The sequence below is a fragment of the Actinoplanes sp. NPDC049265 genome (assembly GCF_043197135.1).
In the GTDB taxonomy this organism is placed as follows: Bacteria; Actinomycetota; Actinomycetes; order Mycobacteriales; family Micromonosporaceae; genus Actinoplanes.
Window position 1 is genome coordinate 1 of sequence record NZ_JBICSP010000038.1, and the last position, 20,149, is coordinate 20,149.

Sequence of the window (20,149 nt, forward strand, 5' to 3'; positions counted from 1 at the left end):
GTGACAACGATTCCCACTCGGCGTCGGTCAGCTCATAACGGCGGATCACGCCGTACATCATCCACGGTCATGATCCTTTGAAGACACAACCTAGGGCACCCTCGCTCATCACACCGAACACAACGGCCGATCAAGATAACCGCCGACCAGCTAACTCATCGTCTGACCCTAAGACCGCGTCGCGCATTGATGTGCCGAGAACAGTGCACTCGGTCATGGCGCCAGAGCCGCTTTGACAACGCGGCGGCTCCGATTGCGGTGTGGCGATCCCCGTAGTCAGCCACTGCAAGGTTCAGCCCGGTCCAAACGGCGCCGAGATCGTCCTGCTACGCGGTCTGCACGACCGACGGGGCGGAGCTGGCTTGTATGACAGGATCGCGGGATGGCTCAGATCATCTTGATGTCGGATCCGAAGGTGGCCGCGATTCCGGTGGTCGAATGCGGCGAGCCTCTCGTGGATCTCCGGACGGTCGGGACGCTGCTGGTCGACCCGCGGCTGCAGGACCCGGACGGCGCCTTCTCGCATCTGCGGGCCGGCGTGCTGGAGCGACTGGTCAAAGCGCAGGAGCTGCTGCCGAAGGGGCTGCGGCTGCTGTTCGTCGAGGGCTATCGGCCGCCGGAGCTGCAGCGGGCGTACTTCGATGAGTACGCAAGCGAGCTGCGGGATGTCCACGCGGACTGGTCCGCCAGCCAGATCCGCACGGCGGCGAGCCGGTATGTGTCACCGCCCGAGATCGCCCCGCACAGCGCCGGCGCGGCCGTAGACATCAGCTTGGCCGACGCCGAAGGGCGGGAACTGGACATGGGCACGCCGATGAACACGAACCCGGAGGATAGCGACGGCGCCTGCTACACAGGGGCCGCCAACATCGGCGCCGAAGCCCGCGCCAACCGGGAGATGCTCGGCTCCGCGCTGACCGCCACGGGGCTGGTGAACTACCCGACCGAATGGTGGCACTGGTCGTTCGGTGACCGGTACTGGGCGCTGGTGACCGGCGAGCCGACCGCCCGTTACGGTGCGCGGGAACTGGCCTAGGTGGATTAACTGCGGCCGGGACCGAGAGCCCGCACCGACGTTCCGGTGTGGCGCACTCTATGCCGCCGATCGTGCGCGAACACCTGACGTCCCATCACGTTCGGTGACAGGCCCCCGCGTTGGCGGCGCTTCCTCAACTGCCGATGAGAAGGTGTTACAGATTCTTCGGTACCAAACCCGATGTGGTGGTTTTCTGTAATTCTCTACGCGGAGCCACCGGTATTCCGAATCAGTTGCCGAAGAACCTTCAACGCCGCGATGTAGTCCGCGTCATCGATGCCATTATGAATAAGGGACCGGATAGCCGGGGCGTGTTCCTTGAACCGGAGACGGGCATCTTCCCCGGCATCAGTGATCTTTAGTCTTCCCTTATTGTCGCGGACCGCCCACCCCTGCTTTAGTAGGTTTTCTGCCTCGTCGGCGAGGTCGTCCTCAGGTCTGAGGTACGAGCTCATCGTCTTCTCAAGCTCGGGAATCGTCATACCTCCCTCATGTGACAAGAGGTCACTGGAGGAGAGGTTCCGAAGCAGCCAGAATTGGGGCTGGGTAAAGCCAAAATCGGCTTGCCGGGCACGGGTAAAGGCGATAAGGGACTCGTAAGCCACTCCGGTCCAATAGGCGGCTGGTTGTCCGGCGAGCTCGTCGTCCGGCAGTTGAAGCGTTGTCATACTGAAGCCTCCGACAGGAAGATGTCCAAGCGCCATTATGAAACTTCAACTCTGGTTGAACTCAAGAGCCTGGCGAAGAGGTTAAGGGGACGACCTCATCTGCCGCGTTGGGGGCCGCACTGACCCCAAAATGCGTGCGTGCAGTCTGGGCTACAGGGAGACTGATCGCGGACCGGTGGCAGAGGCTGGCTATTGCAGCGGCTCGAGTTGGAAGCCCGGCACGCGCGGGCGGCTCGTGGACGCGTGGGGCCGCTGGCGTGCCATGCCCCATCGGGGGTTCGAATCCCCTCCGGTCCGCCGTGCAGTCATCTGTCGCCGATAACGCTCGGGCTCGGCGAGGCGACGCCTGCCGCTGCGATAGGTTCGCCAGCGTGATCGCCAGCCCTGACGACCGCCCTCTGCTGTTCCTGGACGTCGATGGTCCGCTCATCCCGTTCCGGGCTCGGCCGGCCCGGCTCGCCTCAAGTGACGCCGTCGTCTTCGCTACGGAGCCGGGGAATCCGCTGCTGGATCGCCTCAACCCAGATGACGGCCGCAAGCTGCTGGGATTGGGATGCGAGCTGGTCTGGGCGACGACGTGGATGGCCGACGCGAACGAGGTCGTCGCGCCTCGGCTTGGTCTGCCGCAGTTGCCCGTTGTCGCGTTTCGGGACGAGGACGAGATCCCCACCCGCGGGCTGCACTGGAAGACGAGTTTCCTCACCGAGTCGGCCGGCGGGCGCACCTTCATCTGGCTCGATGACGAGATCAGCGACACTGACCGCCGATGGGTCCAGACCCATCACCAGGGAACTGCTCTTCTCCATCGCGTCGACCCGCTCAGCGGCCTGACCGACGCGGACTTCACCCGCATTCGTCATTGGCTCGCGGTTGAGTAGCGCCCACGATCAGCCGTACTGTCATGCCGCGTCGAGGGCGGTGGCGCTCTTGGTGGCGATGACGCACCGTAAGTCGTGGATGCCTTTCCTGTTTCTGATCAAGCTGTTCCTCTCTTCGACGAGCGTGTGCTGCGGGCCGCGGTGGCCGCGTGCCTAGGCCGGTACCGCGGTGTGTCCCGGGTCCACACCGGCTCCGACCTCAAGGTGTTCCTGACCTGGTGTGCAGGGGAGGAACTTGATCCGGTGAAGGTGGGCCGGGCCGAGATCGAGCGCTATGTGCGCTGGCTGCAGGAGGTCCGCTGCTACCAGCCCTCAGCGGTGTCCCGGCGGCTGCCGGTCGTCGTCGGCTTCTACCGGGTCTGCGTTATCGATCAGATCTTGGCCCACTCGCCGGCCGACTACGTGCGCCGGCCACCGATGCCGGCCGACTCACCCACGCTCGGACTCGGACATCTACAGTTCGAAGCCCCGCCAGGCTCTCGGTCAACCGCAATGACTTTGCGTCGATCGCGATGCTCGGCCTGCTCGGGCTGCGGATCTTCGAAGCCTGCGGCGCCACCATCGCCGACCTCGGCGAGGAACACGGCCACCGGGTCCTGAAGGTTCGCGGCAAGGGCGACAAGACGGTGCTGATTCCGTTGCCGCCGACGGTCGCTCGGGCGATCGAGCTCGCCGTCGGTAACCGGGAGCGCGGGCCGGTCCTGCGTAACACGCTGGGTCGGCGGATGGACCGGCATGCCGCGACCCGCCGCCTCCAGCAGTTGTCCGCGACGGCCGGGATCCGGATGCCGCGGATGCACCCGCACATGCTGCGGCACACGTTTGTCACGACCATGCTGGACGCCGGGGTAAGCCTCCGCGACGTGCAGATCGCTGCCCGGCACGCCGACCCGAAGACCACGATGCGCTACGACCGCGCCCGCAAGAACCTTGACCGGCATCCCAACTACATCCTCGCCGCGTACATGGCTTCTGACACCTGAACGCTGTGGCCGGTTCACCCCGAGACCTTCTCGATAGCAGGCCACGCGAGAAGCTCGGCCTGTCTCCCGGTCTGTCGCATCACCAGCCGGACATTCGCCTGGCGCACTCGGACATGCCGAAAGTAGTGCACGTGATCGAGACTTGTGCGCTGCTTGTGCGCGAGGCTCGACCCACGGTCAACTGCGCTCCGCAGGGCTGGCAGTAGCGACCCTGCAACTCGGAGGTTCCGTTCTTACCCAAGTCTGCTCCGATACGCGGGAGAACCTCGGGTCGATCTCGATGAAGAAATTCGGCGTCGGCCGCGCCGAGATAACCTTGCCAGAGCTGCCGTCCAGCCCCGGCCATAGTCTCCATAGTGGGCACTCGGCCGGCACGCGGAGGTGCCGTGCCTCTCACGGCCGTGCTGATCTGGTCGCGCTACGCGCTGTGCCGATGATGGGTTCCGGCGGGATCGTCCGCTCCACGAGTCGGTATCCACCCATCGAACGGTCGTTGCGGTCCTCTCGGACATCCGACGACACAATCACCGGCCTGTGGCCACGATCCGGCGGCTCACATCTGCACCCCGGTCCGGCCGAGCGGGCCGCTGCCGCGGTAGCCGGTCACACCCGGCCCCGCAGCACGTTGACCAGCCCCAGGATCAGCATCAGGCCGAGCGCGGCGATCGGCACCGCGACGAGGAGCCACCACGCCGACCATGTGCCCGCCACGACGTTGAGCACGATGAACAGCACGGCGACCGCGTCGATCACGATGTACGCGACGTGCTCCAAGAGCGCTGTGCCATAGGGGATCCGGGCCACGAGCGGCTCCCTCCGTCCGGTTCAGTATGGGCCCAGAGCCGGTCTCCGCGTCAACCCGCCAACGGCCCAGCACGGCGCCAACCGGAAGCCGACACGGACGTCCGTACCGTACTGGCGGCGCTGGCCACGGCCGCGCGCCCCTCGCCGTCGACGAACTTGCCACCGCGCTGGGCTGGAGCCCCGACCCGGACCGCCACCGCGATCGAGTCCGCCCACCCACGTCCGCGCTGGCCTGGCCCGTACGCAGTGCGCCGCGGCCCCAGCCTCGCGCGATGACGTACCGACGGTGGCGCCGTTGACGACCTCGGCGATCCCAAGACTGCCCCCGCCGGTCGGGAGAGGCACGATGGGGCACTCATTTAGCCGCGATCCGGGTCGGTGCGGTGGGACGCTCCGGCTCACTGCTTCTTTGCGAGGTACACAGGTCGGCCGTGCTGCCCCGGCCAGGAATTGCCCGGCTCGCCGACGTGGATTGATGCGTCGATTTCAGTCAGCCTGTCCTGGAGGGCGGAGAGCTCGAATACCAGATCGTCAACGTCTTCCTCGACCTGTGCGCTGCGCTCCCGCACGGCGACGTACAGGGTGATCCGCTCGGATTCCGCGCGAACCGAGATGGCCCGCACTTCATGGGAAATCAGACCGAGCGCGGCTTGGACGACATCAAGCACCACGCGATTGTCTCGTGCTAATGGCGCTTCCACGGGCGAACTCCTCTGGCTCCAGTCGGTGTCGGCATCGGGTGTTCCGAGCGGCGCCAGACGATAGCTATAAGGCCGTCCCGCCGCACTTCAGTTTCTCCAGGCGACCGACGCACTGATCTGCCGCCGTCCGTGCGCGACAGAACGCCGAGACCGGTCACGCCGCGTAGCGTCGGCCCGTTTGCCGGCTGCGCGCTCATGCCGATGTGAGTCGCTTTCGTCGCGAGTCGTGATGAGGCGGACTTCGTTCCTTTCCGGCTTCAGCAATTGCCGGCCGATGGCAGCAATGCACGCCCGACGCCGGGAGGCGGATTCCGGTTGTCAGATCCTTTCTGTAGTTTCGGACGGGCCCGGGTCGGCGTTTGACGCGGTTCCGGATACACGAAACAGCTCTTCTCCGAGACAGGCCGGTGGGGGTTCGTCCTGTGCGGGCGGGTAAGACATTTGCGTCGCCGCCGGATTTTGCGATCGTCGCAGGTGAGGTCGCTGGAGTCGGCACGGCGAGGTCCGGCACTGCGGGTCCAGCCCCAGCAACGCTAGGCGCAGCCGCCGGACCGGTCACGGCGACGTGGGGCACGGCCGCCGGATCGGTTACGGCGACGCTGGCTGTGGCCGCCGGATCGGTTACGGCGACGCTGGCTGGGGCTGCCGGTTCGGTTACGGCGACGGTCGCCACCGTCGGCCCCACTCCCATCGGCGCCGCGGCGTGTGCCTCGGCCGTATGGGTCAGGTCCGGCGACCCCGCCGCCGCCCGGTGTCGAGCCGGCGGTGCTGGGTCCGGCACCCGTGGTGATCGATCTGTGTCTGCTCCAGACCGCAACCGGCGCAGCTTCGTGGCATGCCTCTGTGACAAGCCCCAGACCCGATGACGGGCGTGCTCCCGGCGAAATTCCTCGCCCTCGACAGAATAGCGACGCGATGCAGCCCGATCACGCATGGCGGCTAATCCCGCCGCCGTGAACAATTGAAGCTGTCGCATACCAAGAATTGTTCCGCACGCCGCCCGAACCATCACACTGAACGATCACCCAGAAAGAGCGACGATTCTCACCTCCACACAGACTCAGCCGCCACAGGGCCGCCGTCACATAAAGAAGGGCGCCCTCATCTGCCGCTGATCCGCGCCAACGCGACGGGACGATCTTGCGTGCGAGCCGCACTCATCTGGCCGATAGGGCGTTGCGCTGATCAGACCGCCACCCTGGTCGGCAATTCCAGGGCGGCGCTCGCGGGCTCTCGGTGTCGGTCGGGGCACGCGGCTGGGCCGAGTGACAACGACATCGGCTGGTACCACGTCGAGCTGGGCGACTCCACGACCGCGCTCGACAGGCGGCACCGGACGTGGGAGAGACCGAGTGCGCTCGCCTGATCCCGCTGGGGCGACCCCGGGCCACGCTGCTTCCGGCCGACGAAAAGAGGCCGGCCGGAACAGACCCGGGGGCGGTCAGTTGCCGGTCAGGCCCCACCTCTTGCGCAGGGCGGTGTCGGCCGCGTTGAAGAGCAGGTCGATCAGGATGCCGACGACCAGAACGACAATGATGTAGCTGATCACCAGGCTGGATTCGAACAGGTCGCGGGCGTTCTGCATGCGTACGCCGATGGAGACCGCGCCGGGCACGATGACCAGCAGCTCGCCGGCCATCAGGCTGCGCCACGAGAAGGCCCAGCCCTGCTTCAGGCCGGACACGAACGACGGCAGGGACGCCGGCAGGATCAGGTGGCGGTACTTCGCGAAGCCGGACATGCCGAGCACCTGGCCGACCCGCAACCAGGTCCGCGGGACGTAGTCGATGCCACTGATCAGGCCGTTGGCCACCGACGGGGCGGCGCCGATGACGACCACGAACAGGATGGCCTTCTCGCCCAGCTGGAACAGCAGGATGGCCAGCGGGAACCACATGATCGACGGCATCGTCTGCAGGCCGGTGATCAGGGAGCCGATGGCCGCGCGCAGGGGCGGGATGGTGGCCACGGCCGCGCCCAGGACGGTGCCGATCAGCACGGCCAGGGCGAAGCCGGTGATGGCCCGGGTCATGGTCAGGCGTACGCCGGCCCAGAAATCGGCGGTAGTGATCAGGTCGCCGAGGTCGTGGAAGACCGTGCCGGGGCCGGGCAGGACGAACTCGTCCTTCCAGCCGGACAGCACGACGACCTGCCACACGCCGATGACCAGGGCGACGGCCAGGAGTTTGGGCCAGGCGCTGCGCCAGACGCGGCGGCTCAGGTCGGTACGCCGGTCCGGCGGCGCCAGCTCGAGCGCGTCCAGCCCGGCGGTGGTGTCGCGTTGGGTCGGGATGAGGTCAGTGGCCATGGCGGGCCCCTCGGAGCAGGAGGGTCGGGATGAGGTCAGTGGCCATGGCGGGTCCCCTGGAGCAGAGGGTCGGGATCAGGTCAGTGGGCATGGCGGGCCACCTCGGCGCGGAGCTTGTCGGTGATCTCGGCGGCCTGCGTGGCCACCTCGGTGGAGTCGATGCGCCGGGGGCGGGGCGACGTGATCGGGAAGTCCTCGATGACCCGGCCGGGGCGGCTGCTGAGCAGGATCACCCGGTCGCCGAGCCGGACCGCCTCGCGGACGTTGTGGGTGACGAACAGGACGGTCAGCTCCTGCTCGCGCCAGATGCGTTCCAGCTCGTCGTGCAGGATGTCGCGGGTCATCGCGTCGAGGGCTCCGAACGGCTCGTCCATCAGCAGGATGTCCGCCTGCTGGGCGAGCGCCCGGGCCAGGGCGACCCGCTGGCGCATGCCGCCGGAGAGCTCGTGCGGCCGTTTGCCCGCGAAGTCGCTCAGCCGCACGATCTCCAGCAGCTCACCGGCCCGCTTGCGGCGTTCGGCGCGGCCCATGCCGGCCAGCCGCAGCGGGAGTTCGACGTTGCCGGTGACCGACAGCCACGGGAAGAGCGCCGCCTCCTGGAACATCAGCGAGACCCGTCGGCCGCCGATGTCCAGGATGCCGCCGCTGACCGCGTCCAGCCCGGCGACCAGCGACAGCAGGGTGCTCTTGCCGCATCCGGAGGCGCCGAGCAGGCAGACGAACTCTCCCTGCTCGACCTCCAGCGAGACCCGGTCCAGGGCGAGCATCGAACCGTACTTCTTGGACACCCCGTCCAGGGTCAGGACGCTCATGTCAGGACGCCGCGTCCGTGACGGCGGGCTGGCCGTCGGCCTTGAGCACGTCGTTGAGGATGGTCAGGTCGTAGATGCCCTTGAGGTCGACCGGTTTGAGCAGGCCGACGTCCTGGGCGTGCTGGGCGCTGGTGTAGAGCGACGACGCGATCGGGTCGTTGGTGAAGCTCAGGTTGGCGAACGAGGCCTTGAGCACCTCGGGCTTGAGCGGCTTGCCGCTGAGCGCCTCGATCTGGGCGTTGGCGTCGGCCTGGGCCTTGTCGCCGTTGTCCTTGATGTACTTGATCGCGGCGACGTGACCCTGGACCAGCTTCTTGACCGTACCCGGGTATTTCTTGAGGAAGTCCTGCTTGACGATCAGGTGCGTGGTGACGAACTGGCCGCCGGGCCACAGGTCCTTCTCGTTGACCAGCAGCTTGCCCTTGGAGTCGAGCACCATCCGGCTCAGGGTGGGCTCGGGGGCCCAGGCGCCGTCGATCGCGCCCTGGGCGAAGGCCTGGGTCGCGGTGGCGTTGTCCTGCGGGAGCACCGACACGTCGCCGCCGCCTTGCTGGTCGGCGTTGAGGCCGTTCTGCTTGAGCCAGGCGCGCAGCGCGACGTCCTGGGTGTTGCCCAGCTGCGGGGTGGCGATCTTCTTGCCTTTGAGGTCGGCGGGGCCGTTGATGCCGGGCTTGACGACCAGTCCGGCGCCGCCGGAGGTGCTGCCCGCGATGATCTTCAGGCCGGTGCCCTTGGACTGCGCCCAGCCGTTGATCGCCGGGTTGGGGCCGATGTACGTGGCGTCGATCGCACCGGAGAAGAGCGCCTCGAGCGCGGCCGGGCCGGCGTTGAAGGTCTTCGCCTCGAGCTTGGTCGAGCCGAGGGCCTGCTGGAACAGGCCGTCCTTGACGCCGATCAGCGCGGGCGCGTGGGTGATGTTGGGGAAGTAGCCGAGCCGGATGGCGGGTGCCTCGGCGGTGGCCGACGCGGCCGCGTCGTCGTCCTTCCCGCAGGCGGAGAGCGCGGTGGCGGCTAACAGGGCGATGGCGAGCGCGCGTACGGCGCGGGAGTGCAGTCGCACGGTGTCCTCAGTTCTCTATGTGCTGTAAAGCGGTGAGCTCGGCGAGGGTCTTGTGGTCGATGACGCCCTCGATGGCGGCCTCGACGGCGACCCAGACGTCACGCAGACCGGTGGCCGCGCCGTGGTATGTGGTGGTGGCCGTGGGCAGGCCACGGACGGTGGTGAGCGCACCGCCGGCCGCGCGGACCACGTCGCCGACGGTGATCTCGGCGGCGTCGCGGGCCAGGTGGTAGCCGCCGTCCACGCCGCGCTGGCTGTGCACCAGGCCGGCCCGCTTCAGGTCGAGCAGGATGCCCTGCAGGAAGCTGAGCGGGATGTCCTGATCGGCGGCCAGGGTGGCGGCTTTGACCAGGTCGGGGTGCCGAGCGGTGAGCGACAGCATCGCCTGGACGGCGTAGTCGGTGCGGGCCAGGACATGCACGTACGGCACCCCCTCGATTTTCTGCTTCACCTATCTGTTGCATGGGAATAATGGACGAGGGAGGAAAGCGGCGTCAAGCCGGTCCCACCACGGTGCGGCTTTTGTCAGGGACTGCAGCGCACGGTCACCCGTTCGGCGACGGTCTCCGTCGCCGCCCGGACCAGGTCCAGCTGCTTCAGCAGATCATCGAGGTGAGCGGTGCGATCCGGATCGGCCACGAACCGCAGCACGGTGTTCTGGAACGCGTCGGCCATCGTCGCCGGCATCGCGTCGGAGGCGTCCAGGCACCGCGTCGGCGCGTTCCTGAGCGTCTCGGCCACCGGGCGGCGAGTCTCGTCGTAGGCGGCCGGGTCGGGGTCGAGCGAGATCACCCGCCCCTGGCCCGCGGCCACCCACTGCTTGCCCGCGGCGAGATATTCGAGCAGATCCTCGGCCGCCGAATTGGTGGTGAAGCGGGCCGCGAAGTCACCCGACACCTCGGTCAGCAGGCCCGACCGGGCGATCCTGGCCCCGGCCGGCGCGTAGAACGAGCTCTGATGCAGCAGCTGGCAGCGATCCGCGGTCAGATCCTCGGCGGCCTCGGCCGGACTGGTCAGCAGCGCGTGCTTCGGGTTCTTCCGGTCCAGGTAGCCGGCGAACGTCGTCCACACCGCCTCGGTGTCCCGCCAGCTCATCTCGCCCGAGGCCAGCTTCTCGTACACCACCGGGCCTTGCGACTGCAGCAGCAGGTCCTCGATCCAGTCGGTGCCCGGCCAGCCCGGCGACGTCGCGCTCAGACCCAGGCACCACTTCGCCGCGCCGTAGCCCGCCGGCTCGACCAGCATCGGCGGATCCTCGGCCGACCGGTGGATGATCAGGCTCTTTACGTCGGTCTTGATGGCCACCGCGTACGCCCGGTCACCCCGCCACAACGCCCGGGGGTCGACCGTCACCCGCTCGCCCTGCGCCGGCTTCTTCGTACCCGGCCGCACCACCGAGGTCACCGGCTGGGCCAGCCCCTCGGTGGCCAGCCCGGCCAGCTCGCCGACGGTCGGCAGGATCGCGATGTCGGGCAGGGTGCCGTCCTTCACCTTGGCCCGCAACGCCTGCCCGATCGCCCGGGTGCCCTGGTAGCGGATGTCCAGGTCGTTCGCGGCGCCGTAGTCGGCCAGCACTCTGGTGAAGACGTCGCTCTCGTCGTGCTCGTCACCCGGGTCGTTGAGCCACGGGCCGAGCACCCGCAGGACCCGGGGCGTGCCGACCCCGTTCCCACAGGCGGCCACGGCCGGGACCAGCAGACAGAGCAAGGCCAGCAGGGTGACCGTACGGGAGATCCTCATCGGCGCCGGAACCTGTACTCCTCGACGCGGGGCAGCAGCCCTCGCGTGATCGAGAGCCCGAGGGCCAGGCCGATGACGATGACCAGGACGATGTCGCGGGTGCCGGTGGCCGACGCGCTCTGCGCCGTCATGGTGACGTCGTTGGCCTTCTCCAGCAGTTCCCGGGGCTGGATGACGTCGGCGGAGGCGGCCGGCGTACACGGGGCCTCCACCTCTTCCCACTTCCGGGACATGGTCCTCAGCGCCGGGCAGCCGTCACCCCGGTTCCGGGTCTCCTCGTCGCCGTAGTCCTTGATCAGCGTCGTCAGCGTGGCCCGGCCGGCGGCCACGTCGGCGTCCGTGTCCCGGGACAACGAGGCCACCGCCCCGAGCAGGCCGGCCAGCACCGTGGCCAGCAGCAGGGGCACGCTCAACGTCCGCCGGAAGCGCCGGGCCAGCGCCAGCTGGGTCCAGATCAGCAACCCGGCCAGGACGGCCAGCGGCACCATCCACAGCACGTGCCGCCCGCGGCCGGGCCGGGCCGGCTGGGCCTGGTCGATCTCGCTCTGCAGCGTCCTCAGCTGCGGCAGGATCTCGTCGTTGAGGAAGTTGTGCGCGTACTGCAGGTAGGCGAGGTTGAGGTCGGTGCTGACGGTGGGCCGGAACGCCTGCTCGATCAGGCCGCCGTAGGTCAGCAGCAACCCGTTCAGCACCTGCACCGACTCGGCCGCCGGACCGCCGATGTCGGCCTGCGAGATCTGGGCCAGCTGACGTCCGGCCGCGGCGGTGGCCGAGAAGTACGTCTCGCCCGGGCCGGCCGAGGCGGGGGAGGGCGAGCCCTGATCGCGGAACTGGGTGATGGCCACGTTGTCGGCCTGCACCAGCGACTGCCGGGCGGCGGCCACCCCCTCGCGGGCCGGTGCCTCGCCGGCGCGCAGGGCGGCCGCGTCCCGCCGGCCCAGGTCGATCGCGACCACCGCCCCGACCAGGGTGAGCAGGGCCGCGGCGAGCAGAGCGAACCACAGCCGCCCGACCAGGCGCCGGGTGCGCCTCACAGCGGCCGCCGGCATTCGAGGCAGGTGGTGGCGCCGGGCGGTGACTCGTACCCGCAGACGCAGCGCGCCTCCCGGAACGAGCGCGAGTACTCCTTGTCGAGGGCCAGGGCCAGCCAGTCCTCGGGCGGCACGTCCGGGCGCAGACGCACCTTCCCGTTCCCGGCGTCCACGATCTCGGCCACCCGCGCGATCCGGTCGAGCATGTCCTGGTCGCCGGCCAGGTAGGCGATCGCGGCGGCCTGTCCCAGCGCCCGCTCGGCCCCGGCCCGGTCGTCGGCCACGTACGCCGCACAGCCGTCACCGATCCACCGGCTCATCCGCGCCTCCAGCTCGTACCGGCCGGACTTGCCGGCGCGTGTCACCGACAGCGCCTCACCCTCGGTCCGCCGCACCAGCACCACCACCGGCTCGGAGCGGGCCGAACCACCGGTCAGCGCGTCCACCCGCCCGGCCCGCATGTCGACGTCGAACTGGCCGGCCGCGCCCACGTCCACGCTCAGCTCGTAGTCGCGCAGCTCACCGGGCGCCCACGCCCCGGTGGCGACGTTGACCGCCCGCTCGCCGGCCGGCGTGGTGTGCGCGGCCAGGTCGTTCTTGGTCGGATGGACCTCGCGGAACCAGCGCAGCCGGGCGAACGGGCTGAGCTCGATCCGCAACGTCAGGTCGCGTACCGCCTTGGCCTGCCACCGGCCCACGACGGCCCGGAAATCCGCCGCCAGGGCCGGGCCCGCCGTCATCGCCCGGGCCTGCCCGCGCAACGCCTGGGCGATCGCGATCAGTTCGTCGGCACTCCAGTCGGCGCCGATGCCCCGGGCGTCACACTGGAAGACCTGGCGGCAATCGTCGAGGGTACGGGTGAGCTCACCGGCGCGTTCCCGGTTCTGCCCGTCGGTGAGCAGTGTGACGTGCCGGACGTCGTCGTCCCGGCCGGCCAGCAGCCGCCGCGCGAGGCGCAGCCAGGCACCGATCCGGGTGCCTCCGGACGGGCGCACCCGGCCGATCGCGGTGCGCGCCGCCTGTCTGGTGCGCGGCCCGGCCACGGCCAGGTCCTCACCGGACGGGAACACCATCCGCGCGTCGTTGTCCCCGGCGACCACCGCGAACCGGGCACCGTCGGGCAGCGCCTCGATCGCGGCGACGGTGGCGCGGCGGGCGGCGGCCATCTTGTCGTGAATGGACATCGACCCGGAGGCGTCCACGACGACCACCTCGGCCAGCCCGGCCGGCGCCGGTTCGGCGTGAGCGTCCGGATCCGCGCGTACGGTCAGAATCGCGTTGATCTCGGTCGCGCCCGGCGCGAGATATCGATGCTCGCTCAACGACAGCGTGAAATCGGTCATCGGTGCAGTTCACCGCCACCAGGTGAGCAGGGTCCGGGGACGGACCCGGTTGGCCAGGTCGGTCAGGATCTCGTGGTCGGTCGCGGTGCGGGCCTGGGCGGCCAGTTCGCGGTACGACAGTTCCAGCGCGGTGGCGGCGGCCCGGTCGTCGGCCGGTCCCGCCTCGGCCTCGGCCTGCCGGATCAGCGCCCGCAACCGGCGCCGCGCCTCGCCTTCCGGCGCGCCGCCGTCCAGCCGCAGGGCGGGCAGCCGCCGGGCCGCCTCGGCCACGTCGGCCGCTTCCGGCCGGGCCGGTATCGACTCGGCCCAGGCCCGGGCGGCGGCGATCCGGGCGGCGTCCCGGTGCGGCGACATCAACGGCACCTGGTCCAGGAAGGCCGCCGCGCCGGCCCGGTCACCGGCCCGCAGCCGCAGCCGGGCCAGCCCGAACGCGGCACTGGTGTGCGAACGGTCCCGCCGCCAGACCGCGGTGAACAATTCCTCGGCGTCGCCGCCGGTTCGTTCCTGGCACAGGGCCAGGGCCAGCTTGGGCGCCACCTCACCGGGCCAGAAGTCGCGGACCGACGCGAACTCGTTGGCCGCCGCGTCGACATGGCCGTCGGCGAACGCCAGCAACCCGAGATACCACGACAGCCGCCACTCGCCCGCCGTCTCGCCGAGCAACTCCTCGGCGGCGGCCAGGCAGTTGCTCGCGGACTCGCTGTCGCCCAGCTCGATGTGCGCCCGGCAGCCGCGCAGGAGCAGCTCGGCCGACTTCTGCTCGGGGTCGGAGTCGAGCCGGGCGAGCAGGTCACGCGGGTCGTGCCGGACGCCGCCGCCGAGGTAGCGGGCGGCCACGTCGGCCGGGTCGGTACGCGGGATCGGCAACCCCAGCGCCACCGACCGCAACGGCGGCGGGGCGTGCACCGAGGCCGGCAGCGCGGTCGCCGTCCACCGGCCCAGCGACGGCACCGAGCCGAAGCCGCCGTCGATCACCTCGGCCGTCGGGGCGAACAGGGTCGAGGTGGCGGCGTGCTCGACGCCGCCACGCAACGCCAGCAGCTCACGCAGCACGCCGGTGAGCTGCTCGGACATCTCACCGGCGTCGGCGAAGCGGCGCAGCGGGGCCGGCGCGGTGGCCCGGGCGACCAGCTGCCGGAACGACCCGGTGGCGACCGCGGGAACCTCGTCACGGTCGCGGACGGCGTGCTCGTACAGCTCGTGGAGCGTACGCCCGATGGTGAAGATGTCGGTCTTGACCGAGGCGCCACCGTCCCGGATCTCCGCCGCGGGCGCCTGATACTGGTGGGTGCCGACCGGGTGCCGGTCGTGGGCGGCGATCTCGCTCATGCCACCGAGGTCGATCACCGTGATCCGGTCGGTGCCCCGCATCACGTTGGCCGGCTTCATGTCGCAGTAGAGCAGGCCCTGCCCGTGCAGGTAGCCGATCGCGGCCAGGATCTCGTGGCCGATGCCGAGGATGTGTTCCAGCGGCAGCGTCCCGCAGTCCCGGCCGCAGCGGCCGGCGGTGCGGCGTACCTCCTCCAGGGACGGCCCGTCGATGTACTCCATGACGATGTAGGCCGCGCCGCCGTGCGTGACCGCGTTGTAGATGCCGACGATGTTCGGGTGGTTGAGCCGGGTCAGGTACTGCCGTTCCCGGACGGCCATGTCGGCGGCCCGGTCGTCGTCCGGGTTGATAAGTCCTTTGAGGACGACGTAGTTGTCGTCCAGGTGCTCGTCGCGGGCCAGGTAGACCCAGCCGAAGCCGGACTGGGCCAGCGGGCCGAGAACGCGGTACTGCTCGGCCACCACGTCACCGGCGTGCAGCCGCGGGCGGAACGAATACGGCTTCCCGCACCTCGCGCAGACGCCGGTCAGGCCGGACGGGTCGAGCTTGCTGCTCACCCCGATCAGGCCGGTGCAGCGGTCCCGGCCGCACTGCCGGGGCGAACTGGTCAGCCTCTTCTCGTCCATCAGCCGGTCGCCGGGGTCGCTGCCGCCGAGCACGGGCAGCTGGACCAGCCCGGCGGCCACGTCGAAGAAATCGGTCGGGGGATCGCCGGCGCGGGTGCACGCCGCGCCGCACGGCTGCGGGCCGGGCGTGGGCGCCGGCTTCTCCACATCGGTGGGTACGGACTCAGCCCGCTCCGGTGGCCGCCAGCACCCGGTGCAGTACCCGGTGTCGTCGATGAACCCGCCGGGACAGCCGGGCCGGACGCACCTCACCGCCGCCACTTGCGCACCTCCCCGGCGAAGTCGTCCACCGCGCCCTCCGCGTCGTCCAGATCGACCGGGGCGTCGTGCAGCAACCCGTACGCCAGCCGGTATCGCGCCGTCACCGCCGGATCCTTGGCGCAGCCGTACTCGGCGGCCAGCTGCCGGTACGCGGTCAGCCGCCCGCGCAGCCGGGTGTGCCGGGACAGCAACGCGTCCAGCCGGTCCCGTACGCCCAGCGCCTCACCGGCCGCCACCTCGGCCGCCCGCCGCAGAGCCCCGGCCGCGCCCCGGATGTCCTTGCCGTCACCGGCCGCCGCCTCCAGCGCGGTGAACCGGGCCCGCAGATCGGCCGCCGCCGCCGGAGCCGTGGGCGGGTCCACGACGGCCAGCCGGGCCCGCCGGTGCAGGCCGGCCGCCGACCGCTCGGCCAGCTCGGCCCGGACCAGCCGGTCGCGGGTGGCGTCGAGCTCGCCGCCGGCCCGTGACCGGCGCGACGACCGCCCCTCGAGCGACTGCAACGAGGTCAGCATGGCCGACTCCTCGGACGCGAACGTGGTCAGCAGGTGGTGCCGTTCGCTCAGCCGCTCGATCACGCCGGGCAGCCGCCGGTGCGGGTCGACGGCCAGGTCGACCCGGTGCAGGACGACGACCATCACGGGCGCCCGGTCGCCGGTGAGCTCGCCCGGCTCGACCGCGGCCCGGTCGGCGATCCGCGCCAGGATCCGCTCGGCGCCCAGTCCGGCGCAGTCCACCATCAGGTCGATGCCGCCGAGAAAGCCGACGTTGTCGCGGACCGCCTGGTGCAGCGCGGCCGACCGGTCGGAGTCGTCCGGGCCGACCACCACCACCCGCAGGTTGTCGCCGGCCAGGCCGCGGATGACCTGGCCGATCTCGTCGACCGCGCGCTGGTCGGGGCGGCGGGGGAGCGGCCGGGCGGACAACTCGGGCGGGATGGCCGAGGGCCCGCTGATCCACGGCTGGTCGCCCAGGTAGCGGTGGATGGTCGCGGCCGGGATCATGAACGACTGCTCGTCGGCCTGATGCGCGGCGACCATCATGCCGACCACCCGGCCGTAGGGGTGGGCCAGCACGCCGGAGCCGCTGAACCCCCGCCGTACCGCGCCGCCGCCGGCCTGGGTCAGCTGGATCCACTCGCCGCCCGGTCCGGCCTCGCCGACCAGGGTGGTCATCGCCCACACCCCGGTCACGTTGTCGGGCGGGAACCCGTACGCGCGGAAGGTGGACACCGAACCCAGCGGGAACCGCCGCAGCATGGCCGTGTCCCGCCGGGGTTGCGGCTGGTCCAGCTCGACCAGCGCGAGGTCACCGCGCTGCGAGTCGGTGAGCGGTACGTACGCGTCGGAGAGGATCCGGGTCGTGATCGGCGGCTCACCGGCCGAGTCGGCGAATTCGGCCAAGGCGCCGTCGTGGACCACGTGCGCGCAGGTCAGCACCTGCCGCTCGGTGACGAGCAGCCCGGCGCCGGCGACCGCACCGGAGCGGCCGAGGAGGCGCACCATCCACGGCTGCAGCTCCGGAACGCCCCCCATCCGGGCACCATACGCCCGCGTCGATGGACACGGTGTCCCCGCGTGACAGCATCCGGTCACCGTCGGGTGAGATAGGGGCCATGACGATCTCCACCGTGGTGTCCGACGTGGTCACTGCGACTCCCGACGTCACCTGGTCGATCGCGGTCACCGGGCGGACGGTGGCGGCGCACGACCCCGGCCGCCGGCTGTCCACCGCCAGCATCGGCAAGATCCTGCTGCTGGCCGAGACGGCCCGGCGGATCGCCGAGGGCACCCTCGACCCGGGGGAGCCGCTGCGGCGGGACCCGGCGGTCGCGGTGGCCGACTCCGGCCTGTGGCAGCACCTCAGCGTGGACGTGCTGCCGCTGGCCGACGTGGCCGCGCTGATCGGGGCCGAGAGCGACAACTACGCCACCAACGTGCTGCTCCGGCGGATCGGTATCGAGGCCGTCGGCGCGCTCACCGGCACACTCGGGCTGGAACAGACCGCACTGAACCGGCTGGTCGGCATCCAGCCGCCCGGGGTGCACACCAAGCTGTCCACCGGTTCGGCCCGCGAGCTGGCGGCGCTGATGCTCCGGTTGGCCCGCGGCCGGCTGATCTCCCCGGCGGTGTCCGCGCGGGTCGACGGCTGGCTGGCCCTGAACACCGACCTGTCCATGGTCGCGTCGGCGTTCCACCTCGACCCGCTGGCCCACCTCGACGCACCGCTGCGCAACAAGACCGGCACCGACGACGGCATCCGCGCCGACGTCGGCTATCTGCGCGGCGACCGCCCGCTGGCGTACGCCGTCCTGGCCAACTGGGATCCGGCCCGGGACCGCACCGGGGCCGTCCTGGCGGGGATGCGGGAAATCGGCGCGGCCCTGTGTCGAGAACCCGCCGGCGGCTCCGACCACCGGGTGTCGGACACCTGATGAGGAGTTGAGAACGATGGGCAAGGTTGCCACGGGCGCCACGATGTCGATCGACGGGTACATCGCCGGCCCCGGCGACAGCGGCTTCGACCTGCTGTTCCAGTGGTACGACAACGGCGACGTCGAGATCACGACCGCGATGCCGGGGCTGACCATGCGGGTCACGCCGGCCAGCAAGGACCACCTCGACGAGTGGAACGGCGCCCTCGGGTCGCTGGTCGTCGGCCGGCACCTCTACGACCTGACCAACGGCTGGGGCGGCCGGCACCCGCTGGACGTGCCCGTCGTCGTGCTCACCCACCGGCCGCCCGAGGACCGGCCCGCCGCCGACGACAACTTCGTCTTCGTCACCGAGGGCATCGAGGCGGCCGTCGCCACGGCCCAGGAGATCGCCGGGGACAGGAACGTCGGCGTCAACGGCGGCGAGATGGCCCGTCAGGCACTGGACGCCGGGCTGCTCGACGAGGTCCACGTCGACCTGGCGCCGGTGCTGCTCGGTGCGGGCACGCCGTACTTCCCGAGCCTGGGGATCAAGCCGGTCCAGCTCGACGGTCCGGTCAAGGTGGTGCGTGGTTCCGGCGTCATGCACCTGACGTACGCAGTGCGGAAGTGAGCCGGTAACGACCGGGGGCGGGCACCCGGACGCGGGTCCACACCCCGGCCGGCTCGGTCACGGCGGCGGGCTCGACGCGCAGCCAGCGGTAATACCGCACCCGGATCATCACGTCACCGGCGATCGGTGCGTCGAAGGTCAGCGACGCGCCGTCCTGCACGACGGCCATCGCCGGTGGCGCCACGACCGGCTGCGCGTCCTCGACCGCGTACAGCCGCCAGTGCGCGTCGGCCCAGATCTGCGACAGGTAGGGCAGGCCGTCGTCGATCAGCGCCGCCTCGGCCCGCCCCGGCCACGACGGCTCGGTGTCCGGCACGGCGACGTACTGCACCGAGGTCTCGTTCAGCCAGGTGCGGTAGCTGGCGGCGGTCAGCGGCACACCCGTACCCGGCGCACCCGGCACTGTCGTGAAGAACAGCGGGTTGCGGTCGATGTCGGCCTGCCGGAGCCAGCCCCGGGCCAGGGGCAGATCACCCAGGTATGCCGCCTCCCAGTAGTCGCGGGTCGGCGGTACCTCCACCCGCCCGGTCACCGGCAACGTGGCCAGCCGATCGCGCAGCGGCCGGAAGTACGCCGGATCCGACGCCGGGTTGCCGATGTCGCGCACGTCGCCGACCACCACCGGGGACAGTGCCACGCACACCGCCACCAGCACCGGCGGCGCCAGCCACCTGGGCCCCCGCGCGTACGCGGCCAGCACCGGCAGCGCGAACATGGTCACCAGCCGGGTGGCGTTCAACCCGACCGGCGTGTGGACGAGCCACGCCGTCAGCACCCCCGCCGCCGACAGGGCCGCGCCGATCCGCACCGCCCGCGGGGTGGCCAGCACGGCCACCAGCAGGCTGACGCCGACCGACCGGATCATGTCCTGCAGGCTGATGTTCATCCAGCCGCCGTCGCCGAACAGCAGCGCCGCCGCCCCCACCGGAACCGCCGCCGGCACGGCCACCAGCAGCCCGTCCCGGACCCGCCCGGCCAGCAGCAGCGCCGCGCCGGCCAGCCCCGCGAAGAGCCCGGCGACCGGGGAGGTCGCGGCGGCGAGCAGGGCCAGGGGCGCGGCCAGCCAGACCATCCTCCGGTACGTGAGCAGCACCAGCGCCCCGACCCCGAAGCACACCCCCAGGCCGTACGTGACCCGTCCCGACACGAGGTTGCCGGCCACGCACGCCGCCCCGATCAGCGCGGCCGGCCACCGGCGCGGCGCGTCCACCCGCCGGAGCAGCACGGCCAGCAGCACCGCGGTGCCGACCAGGGCCAGCGCCCCCGTCACCCGGACACCCAGGGTGGCCATCACCGGCTGCGACACCAGGCTGTAGCCGAGCTGGTTGACCCCGCCGTACCAGCGCAGGTCGACCGGCGCCCAGCCGTGCCCAGCGAAGAACCCGGCCCTCGCCACCTGCGCCGACAGGTCCGAACCCATCCGCGGCAGCACCAGATAGGCCGCCGCGAGCGCCACCGCCCACCCGGCCGTCACCCACTCCAGCCGACGCCGCGCCCACACGCCGCCGACCCTACCGGTGGTCG

The 20,149-nt window shown here is 70.7% G+C and carries 18 protein-coding genes and 1 tRNA gene; 6 read left to right on the forward strand and 13 right to left on the reverse strand.

Annotation, left to right across the window (positions count from 1 at the left end; translation table 11 throughout):
• Window positions 1–382 precede the first annotated feature (382 nt).
• Window positions 383–1,036 carry a M15 family metallopeptidase gene (locus ACGFIO_RS43100; RefSeq protein ID WP_392836800.1) on the forward strand — a complete coding sequence of 218 codons (654 nt, stop codon included), beginning with the start codon at window positions 383–385 and terminating at the stop codon, window positions 1,034–1,036.
• A gap of 203 nt (window positions 1,037–1,239) precedes the next feature.
• On the opposite strand, the gene ACGFIO_RS43105 is transcribed toward ACGFIO_RS43100, so the two are convergent.
• Entirely contained in the window at window positions 1,240–1,704 is a 465-nt protein-coding gene (locus ACGFIO_RS43105; protein ID WP_392836801.1) for a MarR family transcriptional regulator, read from the reverse strand.
• Between the two features lie 169 nt (window positions 1,705–1,873).
• Between ACGFIO_RS43105 and ACGFIO_RS43110 the strand changes: the two genes are divergently transcribed.
• The 3 genes from ACGFIO_RS43110 (at window position 1,874) to ACGFIO_RS43120 (ending at window position 3,565) form a co-directional block, all read left to right on the forward strand.
• Window positions 1,874–2,001, forward strand: a tRNA-OTHER gene (locus ACGFIO_RS43110).
• Window positions 2,002–2,075: 74 nt separating this feature from the next.
• Complete coding sequence (locus ACGFIO_RS43115) at window positions 2,076–2,582, forward strand: HAD domain-containing protein (protein WP_392836802.1); 507 nt, start codon at window positions 2,076–2,078, stop codon at window positions 2,580–2,582.
• 512 nt (window positions 2,583–3,094) lie between these two features.
• On the forward strand, window positions 3,095–3,565 hold the full coding sequence (locus tag ACGFIO_RS43120; protein WP_392836805.1) for a tyrosine-type recombinase/integrase: 471 nt from the start codon (window positions 3,095–3,097) through the stop codon (window positions 3,563–3,565).
• 603 nt (window positions 3,566–4,168) lie between these two features.
• On the opposite strand, the gene ACGFIO_RS43125 is transcribed toward ACGFIO_RS43120, so the two are convergent.
• The 11 genes from ACGFIO_RS43125 to ACGFIO_RS43175 form a co-directional block, all read right to left on the reverse strand.
• Window positions 4,169–4,369, reverse strand: a complete 201-nt coding sequence (locus tag ACGFIO_RS43125; protein WP_392836808.1) for a hypothetical protein — start codon at window positions 4,367–4,369, stop codon at window positions 4,169–4,171.
• Window positions 4,370–4,767: 398 nt separating this feature from the next.
• Window positions 4,768–5,037 carry a hypothetical protein gene (locus ACGFIO_RS43130; RefSeq protein ID WP_392836810.1) on the reverse strand — a complete coding sequence of 90 codons (270 nt, stop codon included), beginning with the start codon at window positions 5,035–5,037 and terminating at the stop codon, window positions 4,768–4,770.
• A 1,474-nt stretch (window positions 5,038–6,511) separates the two neighbouring features.
• Window positions 6,512–7,378, reverse strand: a complete 867-nt coding sequence (locus ACGFIO_RS43135; protein WP_392836812.1) for an ABC transporter permease — start codon at window positions 7,376–7,378, stop codon at window positions 6,512–6,514.
• 80 nt (window positions 7,379–7,458) lie between these two features.
• The gene (locus tag ACGFIO_RS43140; protein WP_392836815.1) at window positions 7,459–8,190 is read right to left on the reverse strand and encodes an ABC transporter ATP-binding protein; all 732 of its coding nucleotides are present in this window, start codon (window positions 8,188–8,190) and stop codon (window positions 7,459–7,461) included.
• Window position 8,191: 1 nt separating this feature from the next.
• Window positions 8,192–9,244 (reverse strand): ABC transporter substrate-binding protein, encoded by a 1,053-nt coding sequence (locus ACGFIO_RS43145; protein WP_392836872.1) that lies wholly within the window; start codon window positions 9,242–9,244, stop codon window positions 8,192–8,194.
• 13 nt (window positions 9,245–9,257) lie between these two features.
• A complete protein-coding gene (locus tag ACGFIO_RS43150) occupies window positions 9,258–9,671 on the reverse strand; it encodes an RrF2 family transcriptional regulator (RefSeq protein WP_392836874.1) in 414 nt (137 codons plus the stop codon).
• A gap of 104 nt (window positions 9,672–9,775) precedes the next feature.
• The gene (locus ACGFIO_RS43155) at window positions 9,776–10,990 is read right to left on the reverse strand and encodes a hypothetical protein (RefSeq protein WP_392836816.1); all 1,215 of its coding nucleotides are present in this window, start codon (window positions 10,988–10,990) and stop codon (window positions 9,776–9,778) included.
• Entirely contained in the window at window positions 10,987–12,024 is a 1,038-nt protein-coding gene (locus tag ACGFIO_RS43160) for a hypothetical protein (protein WP_392836817.1), read from the reverse strand. The genes ACGFIO_RS43155 and ACGFIO_RS43160 overlap by 4 nt, the downstream gene beginning before the upstream one ends.
• Window positions 12,021–13,364: a VWA domain-containing protein gene (locus tag ACGFIO_RS43165; protein WP_392836819.1), complete on the reverse strand. Its 1,344-nt coding sequence runs from the start codon at window positions 13,362–13,364 to the stop codon at window positions 12,021–12,023. Before ACGFIO_RS43165 ends, ACGFIO_RS43160 begins: the two co-directional genes overlap by 4 nt.
• 9 nt (window positions 13,365–13,373) lie before the next feature.
• Window positions 13,374–15,581: a tetratricopeptide repeat protein gene (locus ACGFIO_RS43170; RefSeq protein ID WP_392836822.1), complete on the reverse strand. Its 2,208-nt coding sequence runs from the start codon at window positions 15,579–15,581 to the stop codon at window positions 13,374–13,376.
• Entirely contained in the window at window positions 15,569–17,113 is a 1,545-nt protein-coding gene (locus tag ACGFIO_RS43175) for a trypsin-like peptidase domain-containing protein (protein WP_392836824.1), read from the reverse strand. Before ACGFIO_RS43175 ends, ACGFIO_RS43170 begins: the two co-directional genes overlap by 13 nt.
• A gap of 80 nt (window positions 17,114–17,193) precedes the next feature.
• Here ACGFIO_RS43175 and ACGFIO_RS43180 point away from each other — a divergent pair, with 80 nt between their 5' ends.
• The gene (locus tag ACGFIO_RS43180) at window positions 17,194–18,012 is read left to right on the forward strand and encodes a serine hydrolase (protein WP_392836826.1); all 819 of its coding nucleotides are present in this window, start codon (window positions 17,194–17,196) and stop codon (window positions 18,010–18,012) included.
• A 16-nt stretch (window positions 18,013–18,028) separates the two neighbouring features.
• A complete protein-coding gene (locus tag ACGFIO_RS43185) occupies window positions 18,029–18,625 on the forward strand; it encodes a dihydrofolate reductase family protein (protein WP_392836828.1) in 597 nt (198 codons plus the stop codon).
• Here the strand turns inward: ACGFIO_RS43185 and ACGFIO_RS43190 are convergent.
• Window positions 18,594–20,126 carry a hypothetical protein gene (locus tag ACGFIO_RS43190; protein WP_392836829.1) on the reverse strand — a complete coding sequence of 511 codons (1,533 nt, stop codon included), beginning with the start codon at window positions 20,124–20,126 and terminating at the stop codon, window positions 18,594–18,596. The genes ACGFIO_RS43185 and ACGFIO_RS43190 overlap by 32 nt on opposite strands.
• Window positions 20,127–20,149 lie beyond the last annotated feature (23 nt).

Coding starts and splice junctions, on each gene's coding strand:
- ACGFIO_RS43100 (WP_392836800.1), top strand. CDS start 383: ATGGCTCAGATCATCTTGATGTCGGATCCGAAGGTGGCCGCGATTCCG.
- ACGFIO_RS43105 (WP_392836801.1), bottom strand. CDS start 1,704: ATGACAACGCTTCAACTGCCGGACGACGAGCTCGCCGGACAACCAGCC.
- ACGFIO_RS43120 (WP_392836805.1), top strand. CDS start 3,095: ATGCTCGGCCTGCTCGGGCTGCGGATCTTCGAAGCCTGCGGCGCCACC.
- ACGFIO_RS43135 (WP_392836812.1), bottom strand. CDS start 7,378: ATGGCCACTGACCTCATCCCGACCCAACGCGACACCACCGCCGGGCTG.
- ACGFIO_RS43140 (WP_392836815.1), bottom strand. CDS start 8,190: ATGAGCGTCCTGACCCTGGACGGGGTGTCCAAGAAGTACGGTTCGATG.
- ACGFIO_RS43155 (WP_392836816.1), bottom strand. CDS start 10,990: ATGAGGATCTCCCGTACGGTCACCCTGCTGGCCTTGCTCTGTCTGCTG.
- ACGFIO_RS43165 (WP_392836819.1), bottom strand. CDS start 13,364: ATGACCGATTTCACGCTGTCGTTGAGCGAGCATCGATATCTCGCGCCG.
- ACGFIO_RS43175 (WP_392836824.1), bottom strand. CDS start 17,113: ATGGGGGGCGTTCCGGAGCTGCAGCCGTGGATGGTGCGCCTCCTCGGC.
- ACGFIO_RS43180 (WP_392836826.1), top strand. CDS start 17,194: ATGACGATCTCCACCGTGGTGTCCGACGTGGTCACTGCGACTCCCGAC.
- ACGFIO_RS43185 (WP_392836828.1), top strand. CDS start 18,029: ATGGGCAAGGTTGCCACGGGCGCCACGATGTCGATCGACGGGTACATC.